Annotated in this window: 15 protein-coding genes; 3 read left to right on the top strand and 12 right to left on the bottom strand. The window is 64.8% G+C overall.

The features are described 5' to 3' along the window. Nucleotides 1-64 precede the first annotated feature (64 nt). From lpdA to DK926_RS10450, 6 genes are all read right to left on the bottom strand, one after another. The gene (lpdA, locus tag DK926_RS10475) at nt 65-1,405 is read right to left on the bottom strand and encodes a dihydrolipoyl dehydrogenase (RefSeq protein ID WP_114330354.1); all 1,341 of its coding nucleotides are present in this window, start codon (nt 1,403-1,405) and stop codon (nt 65-67) included. Next, nucleotides 1,402-2,601, bottom strand: a complete 1,200-nt coding sequence (locus DK926_RS10470) for a dihydrolipoamide acetyltransferase family protein (protein ID WP_114330353.1) — start codon at nt 2,599-2,601, stop codon at nt 1,402-1,404. The genes lpdA and DK926_RS10470 overlap by 4 nt, the downstream gene beginning before the upstream one ends. Continuing rightward, the gene (locus tag DK926_RS10465) at nt 2,598-3,602 is read right to left on the bottom strand and encodes an alpha-ketoacid dehydrogenase subunit beta (RefSeq protein WP_068423430.1); all 1,005 of its coding nucleotides are present in this window, start codon (nt 3,600-3,602) and stop codon (nt 2,598-2,600) included. Before DK926_RS10465 ends, DK926_RS10470 begins: the two co-directional genes overlap by 4 nt. Beyond that, the gene (gene pdhA, locus DK926_RS10460; RefSeq protein WP_114330352.1) at nt 3,599-4,702 is read right to left on the bottom strand and encodes a pyruvate dehydrogenase (acetyl-transferring) E1 component subunit alpha; all 1,104 of its coding nucleotides are present in this window, start codon (nt 4,700-4,702) and stop codon (nt 3,599-3,601) included. The genes DK926_RS10465 and pdhA overlap by 4 nt, the downstream gene beginning before the upstream one ends. Nucleotides 4,703-4,810: 108 nt before the next feature. Further along, nucleotides 4,811-6,172 carry an MFS transporter gene (locus tag DK926_RS10455; RefSeq protein WP_114330351.1) on the bottom strand — a complete coding sequence of 454 codons (1,362 nt, stop codon included), beginning with the start codon at nt 6,170-6,172 and terminating at the stop codon, nt 4,811-4,813. Nucleotides 6,173-6,320: 148 nt separating this feature from the next. Further along, on the bottom strand, nt 6,321-7,262 hold the full coding sequence (locus DK926_RS10450; protein ID WP_114330350.1) for an alpha/beta hydrolase family protein: 942 nt from the start codon (nt 7,260-7,262) through the stop codon (nt 6,321-6,323). Between the two features lie 240 nt (nt 7,263-7,502). Here DK926_RS10450 and DK926_RS10445 point away from each other — a divergent pair, with 240 nt between their 5' ends. Next, nucleotides 7,503-8,375, top strand: a complete 873-nt coding sequence (locus DK926_RS10445; RefSeq protein ID WP_114330349.1) for an LLM class F420-dependent oxidoreductase — start codon at nt 7,503-7,505, stop codon at nt 8,373-8,375. Between the two features lie 73 nt (nt 8,376-8,448). On the opposite strand, the gene DK926_RS10440 is transcribed toward DK926_RS10445, so the two are convergent. The 5 genes from DK926_RS10440 to DK926_RS10420 all read right to left on the bottom strand — a co-directional run bounded on the left by DK926_RS10440 (nt 8,449) and on the right by DK926_RS10420 (nt 13,050). Continuing rightward, a complete protein-coding gene (locus tag DK926_RS10440) occupies nt 8,449-9,180 on the bottom strand; it encodes an SDR family oxidoreductase (protein WP_114330348.1) in 732 nt (243 codons plus the stop codon). Beyond that, nucleotides 9,177-10,199 (bottom strand): phosphotransferase family protein, encoded by a 1,023-nt coding sequence (locus tag DK926_RS10435; RefSeq protein WP_114330347.1) that lies wholly within the window; start codon nt 10,197-10,199, stop codon nt 9,177-9,179. Before DK926_RS10435 ends, DK926_RS10440 begins: the two co-directional genes overlap by 4 nt. Next, the gene (locus tag DK926_RS10430) at nt 10,196-11,395 is read right to left on the bottom strand and encodes an acyl-CoA dehydrogenase family protein (RefSeq protein WP_114330346.1); all 1,200 of its coding nucleotides are present in this window, start codon (nt 11,393-11,395) and stop codon (nt 10,196-10,198) included. The genes DK926_RS10435 and DK926_RS10430 overlap by 4 nt, the downstream gene beginning before the upstream one ends. Nucleotides 11,396-11,523: 128 nt before the next feature. Then, nucleotides 11,524-12,528 carry an iron-siderophore ABC transporter substrate-binding protein gene (locus tag DK926_RS10425; RefSeq protein ID WP_114330345.1) on the bottom strand — a complete coding sequence of 335 codons (1,005 nt, stop codon included), beginning with the start codon at nt 12,526-12,528 and terminating at the stop codon, nt 11,524-11,526. 60 nt (nt 12,529-12,588) lie between these two features. After that, the gene (locus DK926_RS10420) at nt 12,589-13,050 is read right to left on the bottom strand and encodes an NUDIX domain-containing protein (protein ID WP_114330498.1); all 462 of its coding nucleotides are present in this window, start codon (nt 13,048-13,050) and stop codon (nt 12,589-12,591) included. 93 nt (nt 13,051-13,143) lie between these two features. Here DK926_RS10420 and DK926_RS10415 point away from each other — a divergent pair, with 93 nt between their 5' ends. Further along, on the top strand, nt 13,144-14,385 hold the full coding sequence (locus tag DK926_RS10415; protein WP_068423415.1) for a carboxylate--amine ligase: 1,242 nt from the start codon (nt 13,144-13,146) through the stop codon (nt 14,383-14,385). Nucleotides 14,386-14,426: 41 nt separating this feature from the next. Beyond that, nucleotides 14,427-16,421, top strand: coding sequence for a hypothetical protein (locus tag DK926_RS10410; RefSeq protein ID WP_114330344.1), 1,995 nt, complete (start codon nt 14,427-14,429; stop codon nt 16,419-16,421). Here DK926_RS10410 and DK926_RS10405 read toward each other — a convergent pair. Continuing rightward, nucleotides 16,411-17,784: a serine hydrolase domain-containing protein gene (locus DK926_RS10405; protein ID WP_114330343.1), complete on the bottom strand. Its 1,374-nt coding sequence runs from the start codon at nt 17,782-17,784 to the stop codon at nt 16,411-16,413. The genes DK926_RS10410 and DK926_RS10405 overlap by 11 nt on opposite strands. Nucleotides 17,785-17,804: the final 20 nt, after the last annotated feature.

Below are 17,804 nucleotides of genomic sequence, written 5' to 3'. Positions count from 1 at the left end.
TCGCCGCACGTGCGTGGAAATGTATAGCGGGCTATACATTTCCGCGCACGTGTGCCGGAGGCGCCTAGTGGGAATGCAACGGCTTTCCAGCGAGCGCGAGGTGTGCTTCCCCGAACGCCTCGGACTGCGTCGGGTGCGCGTGGATCAGGTGCGCGACCTCCTCCGGGTACGCACCCCAGTTCACGACGAGCTGCGCCTCGCCGATCAGCTCACCGACCCGCGCCCCGACCATGTGGATCCCGACCACCGCGCCCCCGGCACGCACCAGCTTGACGCCGCCCGAGGCCCCGAGGATCTGGCTCTTCCCGTTGCCCGCAAGGTCGTAGACCGCAGTGTCGACGGTCCCGAATTGCTCGACGGCCTGGGCCTCGGTCAGCCCGACGGACGCGACTTCCGGATTCGAGTACGTGACGCGAGGAATCCCGGAGTCCGGCACTGCTTTCGGATTCAGCCCCGCAATCTGCTCGGCGACGAAGATCCCGTGTTGAAAACCCCGGTGCGCCAACTGCGGACCGCGCACGATGTCTCCCACGGCATAGACGCCCTCCGCGGACGTGGCGAGCGTCGAATCGACGTCGACGAACCCCGCCGACAACGCCACATCCCCGAGATCGCCTGTGTTGGGCCCGCGCCCGACGGCCACGAGCAACACATCGGCATCGAGGGTTTCACCCGACTCCAAGGTGACGGTCACCCCGTCGTCCGTCTCCTTCACGCCGGAGAACGGCGACGACGTCCTGGCCGTGATGCCGCGCTTACGCAGACCGCGGGTCAGCTGCTTGGACGACCACTCGTCCTCTCCGGCAATCAACCTCGGTAGCGCTTCGACGATGGTCACGTCTGCGCCGAACGACGCCCATACACTGGCGAATTCGACGCCGATCACACCACCGCCGAGGACGATCGCCCGGGTCGGCACACGGTCGAGCGTCAGCGCCTGATCACTGGTGAGCACTCGGGGCCCGAGGTCGATGCCCGGCAACACCTTCGAATACGACCCGGTTGCCAAGACGACGGACTTGCCGGTGATCCGACGCCCATCCACCTCGACGGTGCGGTTTCCGACGTATCGTCCTGTCCCGCTGATCATCTCGACCTGGTGCGCCGAGACCAGACCCTGCAAACCCTTGTACAGCTTTGCGACGACGCCGTCCTTGTAGGTGTGAACGCCGGCCATGTCGATGCCCTCGAAGGAACTCTTGACGCCCACAGCAGCACTCTCGCGTGCCGTGTCCGCCACTTCTGCCGCGTGCAGCAGCGCCTTGGTCGGAATGCACCCGCGATGCAGGCACGTCCCGCCGACCTTGTCCTTCTCGATCAGCATGACGGACAGGCCGAGTTGTGCCGCACGAAACGCGCACGCGTACCCACCCGAACCGCCACCGAGGATGACGACGTCGCTCATGCCAGAGCCACCAGGTTCATCGGATCGGCAAGAATCGCTGCGATGTCGGTCAGGAACCGTGATCCCTGCTCACCGTCGACGAGTCGGTGGTCGAACGACAGACTCAAGGTCGTCACGGATCGCAACGCGATGTCACCCTCGAATTCCCAGGGCTGACGACGGATTGCGCCGAAACAGAGGATCGCTGCCTCGCCGGGGTTGAGGATCGGCGTTCCCGAATCGACCCCGAAGACACCGACATTGGTGATGGTGATGGTGCCGTCGGCAAGATCTTCGGGTCCGGTCTTGCCCTCCTTGGCCGTGCTCGTCAGGCCGTTCAGTGCCACAGCGAGATCCTTGAGCCCGAGCGCGTGCGCGCCCTTGATGTTCGGCACCATGAGCCCTCGGGGAGTCGCGGCCGCGATACCGAGGTTGACGTACTTCTTCGTGACGATCTCCTGGTTCGCCTCGTCCCACTCGGAGTTCAGACTCGGGTTGGAGCGCAGCGCCACCAGCAACGCCTTGGCGACCAGCGCCAAGGGTGTCAGGCGAACGTCCCGAAAGTGCTTGTTGGCGCGCAACTTCTCGACCAACTCGACCGTCGGAGTCACGTCGACGGTGACGAACTCGGTGACGTGCGGAGCAGTGAACGCGCTCGACACCATCGCTGCCGCCGTGTGCTTGCGCACCCCCTTGATCGGGGTGCGGGTCTCGTCCGTCGTCGCCTCGACAGGTTTCGGACGCGTCAGATACGCCGCGATGTCGTCGCGCGTCACCTCACCGTGTGTACCCGTCGCAGGCACATCCGCGAGGTCGACGCCTTCCTGCCGTGCCACGAAGCGAGCAGGTGGCGACGCCAGCGGCCTGTCTCCCGGCTCGGGTGCTGCTGCCGCTTTCCTACCGCCACGACGGCTCTTTCCTTCGCCTGCGACGCCGTAGCCGACGAGAACCGGTGTTCGCTCCTCGGCCACTGCGTCCTCGCCTGTGTCGATGTCGATGATCGTGCTTCCGACCTCGACGGTCGAACCTTCCTCGGCATGCAGTGCGAGGACCGTGCCTGCGAAGGGCGACGGAAGTTCCACGGACGCCTTGGCCGTCTCGACCTCGGCGATCACCTGATTGAGCTCGACCGTATCGCCGACCTGGACGAGCCACGTGATCAGTTCGGCCTCGGTGAGTCCCTCGCCGAGGTCCGGGAGCAGAAAGCTCTTCGTCATACCGGGAAGCTCCTGTCCACTGCGTCGAGAATTCGGTCCACATCGGGGAGGAAGAACTCCTCGAGCTTCGCCGCCGGGTACGGGACCGCGAAACCGCCGACTCGCTGAACCGGTGCTTCGAGGCTGTAGAAGCACTGTTCCTGTACTCGCGCAGCGATTTCGGCGCCGATACCCATGAAGGTCGCCGCTTCGTGCGTGACGACGAGTCGCCCGGTCTTGCGTACCGATGCCGCAACCGTGTCCATGTCGAGGGGCGACAGTGACCGAAGGTCGATCACTTCGAGCGAACGCCCCTCCCCTGCTGCAACTTCCGCGGCTTGCACGGCCGTCGCGACGAGAGGCCCGTAGGCGACGATCGTGGCGTCGCGACCCTCACGGACGACACGAGCCTTGTGCAGCGGGTATGCCCCGTCGAGGGATGCGGTGACGTCGACCTCGCCCTTCTGCCAATAGCGTCGCTTCGGCTCGAAGAACAGCACCGGGTCGTCCGACGCGATGGCCTGCCGCAGCATGACATTGGCGTCGGCGGCATTGCTGCAGCTGACGACGCGCAAACCCGCGGTCTGCGCGAAGTATCCCTCGGGTGACTCCGAATGATGTTCGACGGCACCGATTCCGCCGCCGTAGGGCACCCGGATGGTCAGAGGCATCTTCACGTTGCCACCCGTCCGGTAATGCAGCTTGGCCACCTGGGACACGATCTGGTCGAATGCTGGATAGATGAAGCCGTCGAACTGGATCTCGACGACCGGTCGGTACCCCCGGAACGCGAGACCGACTGCTGTGCCCATGATTCCGGACTCGGCGAGTGGCGTGTCGATGACGCGGTTGGGGCCGAAGTCCTTCTGCAGCCCGTCGGTGATCCTGAAGACACCGCCGAGCTTGCCGATGTCCTCTCCGAGAAGGACGACCTTGGGATCGTCCTCGAGGGCACGGCGCAGGGCCGCGTTGAGCGCTTTACCGAGCGGCAGCGCAGTGGGAGGAGCGAGCGTTGCGGTCATGACTGAACTCCTTCGAATCCGGCGAGGTACGCGGCGTAACGTTCGCGCTCCTCGTCGATCAGCGGGTGGGGGCCGGCATAGACGTTGTCGAACAACGCCATCGGGCCCGGTTCGACGGTCCCGAGGCATCCGCGTCGTAGTTCGGCGGCGGTGGCGTCGGCGCGCTCCTTCACCCGAGCGCGGAAGGCGTCGTTCATCGCACCCTCACGCCCCAGCAACCTCTCGATTCGATCGATCGGGTCCTTCTGCTTCCACTCCTCGTCCAAGGCTGCGGGACGATAACGCGAAGGGTCGTCGGACGTCGTGTGCGGGCCCATCCGGTACGTCACGGCCTCGATCAACGTCGGACCGCTCCCCTCCCGCGCCCGTGACAACGCCGTTCTCGTCGCCGCGAGTACCGCGAGCACGTCGTTGCCGTCGACGCGGAGCGCGGGAATGCCGAAGCCGCGGCCTCTTTCGGCGATCGACCCGTGCGTCTGCACCGTCACCGGCTCGGAGATCGCCCACTGGTTGTTCTGGCAGAAGAACACGACCGGAGCCGCGAAACTTGCTGCGAATCCAAGGCCTTCGGAAATGTCACCCTGGCTCGTCGCGCCGTCGCCGAAGTAGGTGATGGCAGCGCCCTCGGCCCCGTCGAACTTCATTCCGAGGCCGTATCCCGTTGCGTGCAGCGCTTGCGCTCCGACGATGATCGCAGGCGTTGTCATGTTGTACTCGTACGGGTTCCAGCCGGATTGCGTCGATCCACGCCAGAATCGCAGCATCTCCGTCGGGTCGACGCCCCGGCAGTAGGCGACGCCGTGCTCGCGGTAACTGGCGAACACGAAGTCGTCACGATGCAGCGCACGAGCGGAGCCCACTTGCGCCGCCTCCTGTCCGAGGAGCGGTGCCCACAGGCCCAGCTCGCCCTGGCGCTGGAGCGCCGTTGCCTCCGCGTCGATGCGCCGTACGACGACCAGATCTTCGTAGAGATCCTGCAGCTTGTCGACCGTGATGTCGGCGACCAGTTCGCTGTACTCCGTCGGCTCGGCGCGCTGACCGTCAGGGGTGATGACCTGTATGAGTTCGTCGTTGTCGTTTCGAGAGAATGCAGTATCCATGTCGGCCTCCGTACAGGTTGCACTGTTACCTGGAACACAATCAGTTTCGAACACGGCGCGCAATAGATGCATCCTCGACTGAGCAGCGTGCACGGTTCAGGGCGTCGATCAGTGTTGATTCTGCGCTCGATGATTCATTTCCGGCGTCTCGTCTCCGCTAGCAGCGGCACCCACGCGAGAGCGAAGTACGACCACCAACACGACAGCCAGAAGCATGACCCCACCGACCACCCACAAGCCCGCTCTGGCGTTGCCGGTGGCGTCGAACAACCAACCGGTGACATACGGTGCGCCGAAGCCCGACATGTTGCCCACCGAGTTCACGATCGCGATGCCTGCGGCTGCCCCCGCGCCCGTCAGGAACGTACTGGGGAGGTACCAGAAAACCGGAAGTGCACAGAACACTCCGACTGCGTTCACCGTGACCGCGAGCATCGTCGTGAACGGGGAATCCATGTACAGCGCAAACGGAATGGACACCGCGCCGATCAGTGTCGGGATGGCGACATGCCAGATTCGTTCACCGGTTCGGTCGGAGTGCCGACTCCAGAACACCATCGCGACGGCACCGACGGCGAACGGCACCGCGACGATCAGTCCGGTCGTGACGAGCGAGAAATCGGTGTCGAATGTCTTCTTGAATCCGGCGACGATGCTCGGCAGGAAGAAGCTCAGGGAGTACAGCCCGTAGGTGATGCCGAAGTACACGAGGCCGAGCACCCAGACCCGCGCATCGGTGAGTGCGCGTCGCACGGAGCCGGAGACATGACCGACCTTTTCGGAATCCTCGGACTCCAGTTCGGCCGTCAGCCACGCCTTTTCGTCGTCGTCGAGCCAGGTCGCCTGCGACGGCCGGTCGGTCAGATAGAACCATGTGACGACGGCGAGCAGCACCGCGGGGAGGCCTTCGACGAGGAACATCACGCGCCAGCCGGACAGTCCGAACAGCCCGTCCCAGTACTGGATGATCGCACTCGACAGGGGTGCACCGAGGGCCGACGAAACGGGAAGCGCCAACAGGAACAAGCCCATGAGCCGCACTCGGTACGCGCGTGGGAACCACATCGTCATGTACAGCAGAACTCCGGGGAAGAATCCGGCTTCGGCGATTCCCAGAAGTATGCGAAGGCCGTAGAGCCATTCCGCGGTCGGAACGAACGCCATCGCTGCGGCGATCACGCCCCAGGTCAACATGATTCGTGCGATCCACCGTCTGGCGCCGAACTTGTGCAATGCCAGGTTGCTCGGCACCTCGAACAGCAGGTAGCCGATGAAGAACAGGCCCGACGCCAAGCCGAACATCGTCTCGGTCAGTCCCAGTTCGTCGCTCATCGTCAGTTTCGCGAGACCGATGTTCGTGCGGTCGAGGTAGTTGACGAAGTAGGCAAGCCCCAGGAACGGGATGATGCGTCGAGCGACCTTCTTCACGACCCGAGATTCGATCTCGGGCTTCAGTACTTCTGCAGACATGAACTCGACTTCCGTGAGCGACGGGGATAGTGACCTGGGACACGTTATTCACGCCCCGCCCCATCCGCTATGGAGGAACTCCCCATCGCGACGTGGGTGCAATGGAGGTCGCGCGTCACTGCACGCAGTCGTTACGACTACTGGCTCGTCACAATCCCAGTCCGGCGGACAGCGTCGGCCAACTCTTCGGCAGCTGATCGACCCAGTACGCCCACGAGTGCGTGCCGGTGTCCTCGAAGTCGAAGGTCACCGGGATCGAAAGCTGCCCGAGCCGGCTCTGCAGACTGCGCGTGCAGTGATTCGCGCCCACCTCGATAGCGCCCCCGACGAGCACGATGTCCCAGTCGGCGACCGTCTCGAAACGCTCGTGGACACCGGGCGCTCCCGACCCGACGGACACGTAGATCGCTGTGCCGCGCAGATTCTCGGCCCGAGCGAGCACGTCGTGCTGAGCCCAAGCCGGGTCGAGTGGCCCACCGAACATGTTGTCGGCATTGCCTCCGAACGCAGACACGATCGCCCGCATGTGCCCCTGACCGACGATGTCGGCCGACTCGAAACACCCGCTGTAGGCAGCGACAGCGGAGTACAGCTGGGGGTTTCGCGACGCCAGCATCATCGCCGACTGCGCGCCCATCGACAGACCGGCGATTGCGTTGCGTCCGTTGCCGTCGAACCGGGCGTCTATCACGGGAGGCAACTCCTGCGTCAGGAACGTCTCCCACCTGTTCCGTCCGAGTGTCGGGTCGTCACGCTGCCAGTCGGCGTAGAAACTGCCTGGGCCCGCGAGCGGTAGGACGACGGTGACGTTCTTGTCGCGGAAGAACTCCGCGGCACCGCCTTTTCGAAGCCACATACTGTTCGACGGATCCTCCTCACCCACACCGCTCAGCATGTACAACGTGGGCCGAGGGCCTCGGTCGACGGCAGGCGTCAATACTTGGACGGCGATGTCTCGGCCCATGCTGGGCGAGTACACCGACAGCGTCGACACCCTGCTCTCCGGCTGGGCCCCGGAGACACCCGCCGACATGGCGGTCACCACGAGTACGGCACCGCACACGGCCACGACGCGTCGCCACCAGAGCATGAATCCCCCACCAGGAAGGGCGGTTCCGTCGACCGCGCTGACGGGAGTGTTACACAGGATGTGCACGCGGGCGCAGTCACGCTGCGACTCGCGCCGAGAAACCGACTCGTTCGTGGGATACGGCGTCGGGAACGGGCTTCTTCGACGGTTTCTCGCGCCCCGAGGATGCACGTCGTCGACGATTCAAGGTAGTACTGCCGATCCCTGAATACGCGGGCGCAGCGCCCTTACCGTGAAGGTATGGAACTTGGACTGCACATCGCCGATTTCACCTTTCCGGGTGGCCCGCCCGCACTTGCCGACGACCTGTCCCGCATCGCCACCACCGCCGAGGACGTGGGGTTCGCCAAGATCAGCGTCATGGACCATCTCTGGCAGATCGAGCCCGTGGGACCGATCGACACCGACATGCTGGAGGCGTACACCACCCTCGGATACCTCGCGGCCGTCACCACGAAGGTCGATCTGCTGGCCTGGGTCACCGCAACCGTCTACCGCGAGCCCGGCCTGCTCGCCAAAGCCGTCACGACTCTCGACGTCCTGTCGAAGGGTCGGGCCTACCTGGGCATAGGCGCGGCGTGGAACGAGGACGAGAGCGTCGGCCTCGGCCTCCACTTCCCGCCGACGGCCGAACGGTTCGAGCGTCTCGAGGAGACGCTGCGGATCTGCCTGCAGATGTGGAGCGACGACGACGGCCCGTTCGAAGGCAAGCACTACACACTCGGCCGCACGATGAACGTGCCGCAGCCGCTGCGTCGTCCGCACCCACCGATCCTGATCGGTGGCGGCGGCGAGAAGAAGACACTTCGGCTCGTCGCGCAGTACGCCCAGGCGTGCAACCTGTTCGGCGGTCCCGAGGTCGCGCACAAGCTCGAGGTCCTGAAGGGGCACTGCGACGCCGTCGGCACCGACTACGACGCCATCGAGAAGACCGTCATGTTCCCCCTCGACCCGGGTGCCGACGGCGAGAAGGTCGACGAGCTGCTCGGCCAGCTGGAGGGACTCGCGAAGCTCGGCATCACCCATGTGCACGGGTGGGTGCCGCAGGTTTCGACCATCACGCCGCTCGAGATTCTGGGCAAGCGCGTCGTGCCTGCGATTGCGGAGTGGTAGAGGATTCTCCGGCAGCGTCGGTGGTCCGCGGCAGCCGATGGACAGCTGCCACGGGCCATCGATGCCAGAAGTCCTAGGCCCCCAACCCAGCCCCTGCCCTCGTGACGACGATGCGCGGTACCACTGCGCGCGAGGACAGGTTCAGCACACTGGTGGCCAGTTCCACGATGTCGCCGACGCGAATCATGGACTCGGCCGGGATCTTGTCCTTGGTCCAGTCGCTCATGTCGGTGTCGACGTATCCGGGTGCGATGGCAGTTCCGGTGATGCCGTTGCCACTCTCCTCGGCGTTGAGGGTGTCGACGAGCGACAGCATGGCCGCCTTCGTCGCACCGTAGACCGCGAGCCCGGCTTCGGAGTAGACGCCCGCAAGCGACGCCAGCGCAACGACTTTCGCGCCTCGCTCCTGGCCCTCCTGCGCGACTTGCCGTAGAAGCGGCATCGACGTCTGCAGGATCTGGAAGGGGGCGCGGAAGTTGACGTCGAGTGTCTTGTCGAATCGGCGCATCGGGTAGTCGGCGATCGAACCTGCCGTTCCGACGCCCGCGTTCAACACGAGGGCGTTCATCGACCCGAAGCGCGACTTGTGCGCGTCCACGATCGTGTCGGCCGCATCGCGATCGGCGAGATCGACTGCGACAGTGGCGACATCGGGTGCGCCCGCGGCAACGAGGCTTTTCGCCGATGCTTCCAGAGCGCCCTCGTTGCGCGCAGAGATGGTCAGTCCGTACCCGAGTTCGGCGAGACGCGTCGCGATTCCGAGACCGATTCCGCGCGAACCACCCGTCACCAGTGCGGTTTTCATTGCTTACCCTCCATCGCTCGTAGGCCCGCGGCCATGAACTCGTGCGTCGCCTCGGCTGCACGCTCGGCACCCGATCCTGCATCCGACCCCGCCCGCGCGCGGTGCGAGATGCCCTCACCGATGACACCGAGCTTGAAGTTGGCGAGCGCGATGTAGAAGTTCCAGTCGGACAACTCGGCGTCGGCTTCGCGGCTGTACATCTCGGCGAGTGCATCTGCCGACGGGTACCTGTCGCTCGTCCACGCCGCGCCCGAGCCGAGCAACGCGTCGAAGAACGGCTGTCGATACACACACATCAGCGCGACGTCGGTGAGCGGATCACCCAGCGTCGACAGCTCCCAGTCGACAACGGCCGCAACCGAACCCGGATCGCCGGCCTCGAGGATGACGTTGTCGACCCGGTAATCACCGTGCACGATCGACGCGGCTCGACTTTCCGGGACTGCAGCCTGCAGTTTGTCCCGCAGCTTTTCGACGTCGGGCAGGTCCCTGGTCTTCACCTGCTCCCACTGGCGCGCCCAGGTCTTGACCTGTCGGGCGACGAAACCGTCGGGCTTGCCGAAGCTCCCGAGACCGACCGACGCGTAGTCGACGCGATGCAACGAGGCGAGGACACGGACGAGTTCGGATGTGTTGGATGCGATCTCGTCGTCGGACAGGCTTTCGAGGTCCTCCCGCGTTCGGATCACGCGGCCCGGGTCGAATTCGACGACGGTCGTCGGCGCACCGAGTGCCGTGCCTTCGGGGTCGAACGCGACGGTGACAGGAACCGGCACATCGGTCGTCTGCAGGCCACTCATGACGGACCACTCACGGGCCATGTCGTGCGCCGACGGTGTCAGACCACTCGTCGGCGGTCGGCGAACGACCCACGCGGATTTCTCGTCGAACGCCTTGAACGTCAGGTTCGATCGGCCACCGCTGATCAACTCGACCTGCAGGTCACCGACGAGCTGAATTCCGTTGTCGATCAGGAACTTCGCCAGGGCCGGAACGTCCATTCCGGGAAGCTCGGTCATCGCGCAGCCTTCTTGGCGGCACCGACGACGCGCTTGGCGATGGCCCAGCGATGAACCTCGGACGGGCCGTCGTACACGCGGAACGGACGCACTTCGCGCGACAGACGCGCGAGCGGAAGGTCATCGGACACGCCGAGTCCACCGCACATCTGAATGCTGCGGTCGACGATGCGGAAGATCGCTTCTGCTGCGAACGTTTTCGCGATGGACGTCTCGTTGCCCGCATGCGAGCCCTGGTCCAGCGCGAAGCACGCCTGGACCAACAGTGCGCGCGTGGCGGCGATGTCGATTTCGTTGTCGGCCACCATCTTCTGGATCATGCCGAGGTCACCGAGCTTGGATCCGAATCCCTCGCGTTGTGCGACGTGCGCGACGGCGATATCGTGCGCCCGACGCGACGCACCGAGCCACCGCATCACATGCGTCATGCGCGCCGGGCCGAGACGCACCTGCGCGTAGGCGAACCCCTCGTCGACGGCGCCGAGAACGTTCTCGTCCGGCACGAAGACGTTGTCGAAGTACACCTCGCAATGACCACCGATCATGGCCTTGTCGAGGGTGCCGATATGGCGGCCGACCTTGATGCCCTCGGTGTCCGCGGGCGCGAGGAACATCGTCGCACCGCCGCGATCACCGGGCTTGCCCGCGGTCCGGGCCATGATGATGAAGAAGCCGGCGCCGTCGGCACCGGTGATGAACCACTTGTGGCCGTCGATCTTCCAGCCGCCGTCGACCTTGACCGCAGCGGTCGTGAGCGCGGACGGGTCCGATCCCGCACCCGGGGCTGGCTCTGTCATGGCGAAGGCCGAGCGCATGTCACCCGCCGCGAGCGGTGCGAGGAACTGCTCCTTCTGTGCGGCCGAGGCGATGTGCGCGAGCATGTGGACGTTGCCCTCGTCCGGGGCGCCGATGTTCAGCGCGACGGGACCGAACAGCGAGTACCCGCCCTCCTCGAAGAGCGGTGCCCGATCGCTCATGTTCAGCCCGGCGCCGCCGTACTCGACGGGCGCATGCGGGGCGAACACCCCGGCGTCCTTCGCTGCCTGCTGCATCTGGACGCGCAGCTCGTCGCCGCCTGCGTCGGCGATGTTTCCGAAGAACTTGTCCTCGATGGGCAGCACTTCGCCGCGCACGAAGGTTCGTGTCTTGTCGATCAATGTCTGGACTTCGGGCGAGTACGTCAGATCGATGGACACGAATGTGCTCCTCGGGCTCGTTACGCACCGAGCGATCGCTCGGTCGGACTGTGCGCTCAGGTTCGCACGGTCGAGCGCACCTCGTCAAGGCGCTCCGCACCCGTGCGGATAGTAGGAGCCGGTTGCAACTATTCGCGCACGGGCGCCAAGCGCATTTGCAGATCGTCGAGCACCAGCATCGCGCCGGTCGGCCCGAGGGCGAGGAACCACAGCTCGTCGCTGACTTCCTGTGCTCTGCCCGCGGCGACGGCCGGAATGGTGGCCCACAGAGGGCTGCCGACGACCGTCGACTGATCGGTCGCGCTCGGGCTGCCGTAGCTGGAGTAGAAGATGCGGTCACCGTCGGCGTCGACGATGTTCTCCGGCGAGGTCTCGACGGCGAGTTCGTCGATGTCCTGGATCGCAGGTCGCGGAAGTCCGACATCCTTCAAAATGACCCCGATGAACGAGAGGTTGCCGTACAACCGAATCTTGCCGGGCAGGAAGCGGACCATCGAAATCGTCGGTGCCCCGTCGAGCGAGGCACGGACCTCGTCGGCTTTCGCTTGATAGTCGTTGAGCACCTGCACAGCCCGGTCTTCCTCGCCGAGAGCGTCCCCGACGAGCAGGAAGTTCTCCTTCCACGGAAAGCCGGGCCGGATGCTGAAGACGGTCGGCGCGATCGCAGAGAGCTGGTCGTACAACTTGTCGACGCGCAACTTGCTGCCGAGAATCAAATCCGGCTTCAGCGCGGCGACGGCCTCGACGTCGGGGGTACCGATGGCGCCGACCTCGGCGATGCCGTCCAGCTTGTCCTGCAAGTACGACGGTTGTCCGTCGCCCTCCGGGACGACCATGCCGACGGGAGTGATGCCGAGACTCAGCACGTCGTCGAGTTCACCAGTGTCGAGAACCACCACTCGTTCCGGCTTGGACTCGATGACGGTCTCGCCCGATGCATGGGTGACGGTCCGCGGGAACTGGCCCGGCTCCGCGTCGGTGCCGAGTCGAGCGGTTTCCTCGTCGGCGGTGGAGAACTGCTCACCGCCGGTCGCCACGTCGGAGTTACCCGGACCGGAGGAGGACTGCTGGGTGCCAGAACTGCACGCAGCCACGACGAACAGGGGGAGAAGGGCAATCAATGCGCGTTTCACTCGGTAAGGCTAACCTCATGCGCTCCGCACCCGTGCGCGGATAGTTTGAGCCGGTTGCAACTATCCGCGCACGGGTGGGAAGTGCACGTCGAGCAGGACAGTCTGCGCGGCGAGCAGCTTGACCCGCGCGTCCGCGAGCGCGAACCACTCGATGCGGTCGATCTCGGGAAACGACTGCATCTTCCCCGACTTCGGTGGCCACTCCATCTCGAAGGTGTTGCTCACCGCGTCGGTGACGTCGATGTCCGCTTCGATCGCGAAGACCGTCACCACCTTTCCGCCCCGCTGCCGCACCTCGGGCAACGGCACGAACTCCCCGACGGGCACCGCGAGGCCGGTTTCCTCCACGAACTCCCGCTTCGCTGCGACCAGCGGTTCCTCGTCCGTGTACTCACCTTTGACGACCGACCACGCCCCGTCGTCCTTGCGCGCCCAGAACGGCCCGCCGGGATGCGCTATCAGGACCTCGACGACGTCGCCACGCCGCCGGAACGGCAACAGTCCCGCGCTCGTTCTCGGCATCGACACAGCATAGGGCTCTCGGCACGACGAGCACCGCTATGTACGGTGGGTCGGACTGACCTGACTCGATTTCGCCGACGGAAAGGACCTCGTATGCCGCAGCCCACCCGCCTGGAGAAGAATCCGGAGAAGGGCTACGTCGCACTACTGGGCTGGAGTCTGGCTGCGGTCGAGGCGCTCGACGCCTTCGACCGGCGATACGTCGTCGTCGCCCCCGAATGGGCCGAGGAATACTGCACCGAGCACGACATCCCGTACATTCCGTGGAACTTCGAGCGGCTCAACGACCGCTCCCTGGAGATCGCCGAGACACTGCAGGACAAGGGAGTCGACGTCGCGATCCCGCTCTACGAGGAGACCGTCGAATGGGCGGGTGCGATCAACTCCGTGCTCCTCGGCAACCCCCGATTGTTCGGCCAGGCCATGTTGTTGCGCGACAAGTCGCTGATGAAGCGCCGCGCTCAGCTGGGCGGCATTCGCGTCGGCATCTTCGAGGAAGCGCACGACCGCGAGGACGTCATCCGATTCCTCCGACGGGTCAACCAGACACTGCTCAAACTCGACGGCGATCCCAACGACCCCATCCACTTGAAGGCCTTCGACAAGGCGGGGTGCCTCGGGCACCGCGTCGTCAGGACGCCCGACGACGTCGACGCGATCCCGGACGAGGAGTTTCCGGTGCTGATGGAATCCCACCTCGACGGGTGGGAGTTCGCGGTGGAAGCGTGGATCCACGACGGAAAGATCAAGTTCCTCAACATCTCCGAGTACGTGACGCTCGGTTACTCGGTGTTCGTGCCCGCGACACCGGAGCTCGAGCAGTACCGGCCGCAGATCACCGCTCAGATCGAGAAGCTCATCAAGACGTTCGACATCGAGTTCGGATTCATCCATCCCGAGTACTTCGTCACGAGTGACGGTGAGATGTACTTCGGTGAAGTCGCCTATCGGCCACCGGGTTTCAAGGTTTTCGAACTCCTCGAGCGGGCATACGGATTCAACGCGTACCAGGGCCTCGCGCTGGCGTTCGACCCGAAGACCACCGAGGAGGAAATCGACGCCTTCTTCCCGAAGGAGGTCGTCGACGCGACGGGTCATGCCGGATGTTTCGGTGTCTATCCGCGTAGACGCGTCGTCAGCCAGCTGGAAATCCCCACGGAGACAGCCGAACACGACTACTACGAGACGAACGATCTGTCGGCGCCGGTCGAGGAGACCGTCACCAAGCGGACGGCCTTCGGCACGCACTGGGGTCTGCTGTACTTCTTCGGCGACGACCCGTACCGGATGCGCGACCTACTGAAACATCAGGAAGAACTGGACTTCTACGTGTGAGGCAGGATTTCGGGAACGCCGAGCAAGGTCCATCGCAGACGATGGATCCCCCCGTCGACCAGGCATTGCTGTCACGCGTCGCTCAACTCGATCACGCGACCGAGACGATGGCAGCCGCGCCCGACTTCTCCAAGGCCACGAAGGTGCGCCGGGTCCTCGACGCCCTGCATCGGGTCCTGATGCAGCCGGGTGGGTGCGCCGCGGTGCGCGAGCGTGCCGCCGGTCTCGAGGACGCCGGGCTGTTCCTCGGAACGGACTGGGCGCAGCCCGACATCCTGGTTCCCGCATACGTCGGACCGAGTCTGCGCAGTGGCGTCGTCGACACGGTGGTCCTGGAAGCGGCCAGCGAACTCCGGTTGGTCGCCATCGCCGCCGGCGACTACGAGCATCCTGCGATCACGGCCGAGGATGCGAAACGCTTTCTGTCGCAAATCCTTGCGATGAATCTCGACGTGCTGTTCTCACCGCCGTCCGAGGCAGAGCGAGTCCGGCTCGGACGCGTCGCACATCTGATCCGCGACCTGTTCGGGTACGTGGCAGACCAGATCGGCTACGAGAGTGTGCTGGGTGAGCTCACCGAGGAGATCTGGCGCATGTTGCGCCAGAGGCCTATTCAGGTCGATCACGTCAAGGCGATGGTCACTCGGATCGCGGTCTACCGCGAGGATCCCGACGTCGAATTGAACGCAGCGGGCCAGGGACTCGACCGATTGATCTCGGCTCTGTTCGGCCCGACCGAGGCGTGCCGCGAGGATCCGGGCGTCGACGTCTACCGCTCCCGTCTGGGTGCGATGGACGCCGAAGGCCTCGAATTCGAGGCGCGTGGATTCGCACGAGCAATGCACGACACGGGTCTCGTGTCGCCGTACCACGCGACGCTGACGCGCTTTCTGATCGAACACAATCCGTATCTTCTCGCCGAGGCCCTCGGCGTCTCGGAGACCGGTCGAACCTGCCTGCAGCGATATCAGGATCTGATCCACGCCCTCGTCGTCGAGGCCGTCCACCCCGAGACTGCGCAATGCCTCTACGGAATCGCACTGATGCTCGACCGCGGCATCCTCCACGCGCCGCCGGTCGTCCCGTCGCTGTGGCGTCAGCTGGCCTTGAAACTCGCGCCCGACGTTCGACAGCGTCTCGTCGACGTCTTCGGCCCGACGCCGGAGCCGGAGTCGCGACTGCTCGGCGGGTTGCTGTCGATGCTGGGCCAGCCGCTCGGCATCGGTCAGGGTGACAATCCGACGTGCCAGTCGGCACGCGCCCTGTCGATGTGGGCGTACAACGACCCCGACTACCTGCTGCAGATGGTCGTCTGGGCTGCACGCGACGACGAGATCGTCATGCACTTCGAGGGCCGACCGCTCTCCTCCAAGGACAGCGAAGGTGGAGTCGCGACGACGTCACCGGTCGACCTCGACCCCGTGTCCCAACTGTTGGTGCCTCACCTGGACCGGATCTATGCAGAGATGGGCCGACGGTGCGCGGACCGGCCGGGCGACCCTCATCGCTGGATCAATCCCGAGTTCCACGGGTGGTGGTCGGCGCGCGGTTTCCACATCGACGTGGACGTGGCGACCGGCAATCTGATCGACGTCGAGGATTTCCTGCGGCGGTTCTACGCGTCGTACCACCTGGACTACAACGGCGGGCAGCGTCTGATCCACCCACAGCCGGCAGGTATCGCGGTCACCGACACCGCGGGGCGCTACGTCGGCTGGCATGCCATCACGATCCTGCGCGTCGCGCTCGATCCCGATGCCGTCATGCGTGTCTACTTCTTCAATCCCAACAACGACAGCGGCCAGGACTGGGGCGACGGCGTCGTGGTCGGAACGGCCGGGAACGGCGAGCGCCCCGGCGAAGGTTCACTTCCGTTCGAGCAGTTCGCCTCCCGGCTCTACATCTTCCACACCGATCCGCTCGAGAACGGCGAGCCCGACAGTGTTCCCGCAGCCGACATCGAGTCCGTCGTCGGCTACATCGAACGCAGCTGGGGCGTGGGCCGAATGCCGATCGGCGACGAGGTCACGGAGTAGGCGTCGGCACTGCCGGGGTCGACGGTGACGTGCTCGGCGCTTCGGTGCTGGACGAGGGCGTCTGATCGTCCGTGCGCTCGGGAACACTCGCCGGGTTGCCGCCGGTGACTGCTCCCTCACCGTAGAACGTCGGGATGATCGCTTTCAGCAACACGAGAGCCGACCCCTCCCCTGTCGGGACGGTCGCGAGGTTGGTAGCGATGACGATGGTCAGATCCGAGTTCGGGTCGTTGACGGCGACCGTCATGAAACCTGGAATCTGCCCGTCGTGGCCGAGCAACGCAGGGCCGAATCTTGCGATGCCCAATCCGTATCCGGCGGTTTCCGGGGCTTGCGGCTCGATGGGCTGAATGCTGTCCAACCTCGTCTTCTGCATGTCGTCGTTCAGCAGACCGCCGTCGACGAGAGCTTTGGTGTACGTGACCATGTCGCCGACCGTGGAGATCGCGCCGCCCGCCGTCCAGGTCCACGACGGGTTCATGTCCGTCTCGTCGTTCGGTTTCAGTGTTCCCTCCAGAGCTTCCGTTCGCTGTGGTTCGGGCAGCTCGAACGTGTCGATCGTGGACACGTTGGTGCCGAACGAATACCCCTGCGGGTGCGGATCGGGTATCGACGAATCCGTGGCGACGGGAAGAGACGTGTGACTCATGCCGAGTGGTTCGAAGATCCTCTGCTGCAACGCTTCTGCAGCCGTCATGTCGGTCAGCTTCTCGATGACGAGACCGAGAAGGACGATATTGGTGTTGCTGTATTCGAACTCGGCACCCGGTTCGAAGTTCACCGGATGCGAGTACGCGATCGCGAGCAACTCGTCCGGCGTCCACGCTTTCTGCGGATCGTTGTCGAGCGTCGCGTTGAACGCGGGATCGAAACTGTAGCTGTACAGTCCGCTGCGCATCTCGGACAACTGCGCGATGGTGATGCGGTCACCGTTCGGGACGTTCTCCACGTACTTGGCAATGGGGTCGTCGAGTGCGAGTTTTCCCTCCTGCGCGAGTTGAAGAATGACCGTCGACGTCATGGTCTTGGTGTTGCTTCCGAACCGGAAGTACTCGTCCGCCGTGATCGGGCGATCTTCACCGATGACCTGTGTTCCGAACGTACCCGTCCAATTTCCTTGCGTCGGCGACTCGATGGTCACGACGGCGTCGGGGATGACGTTGTCGGTCATCGCCTTGTCGATACTCACCTGCACTTCTGCGACGTAGGACGGCTCGGCTTCCGCCGTCGAGGACTCGGTGGTCGAGGATTCGGCCGCCGAATTGCCGCCGCTGTCATCGGATTCCGACGACGAGCTGCACCCAGTCGCGGCGACCAGGACGAGCGACACTGCCGACACGATCCATTTCGAACGACGCCGCATGGCTTCCCCTTACCGAATCT

It is taken from the genome of Rhodococcus sp. Eu-32 (genome assembly GCF_003336925.1).
Classification (GTDB): Bacteria; Actinomycetota; Actinomycetes; order Mycobacteriales; family Mycobacteriaceae; genus Rhodococcoides; species Rhodococcoides kyotonensis_B.
Note: the sequence above shows the minus strand (reverse complement) of the source record. Positions and strands in the feature narration are given on the sequence as shown.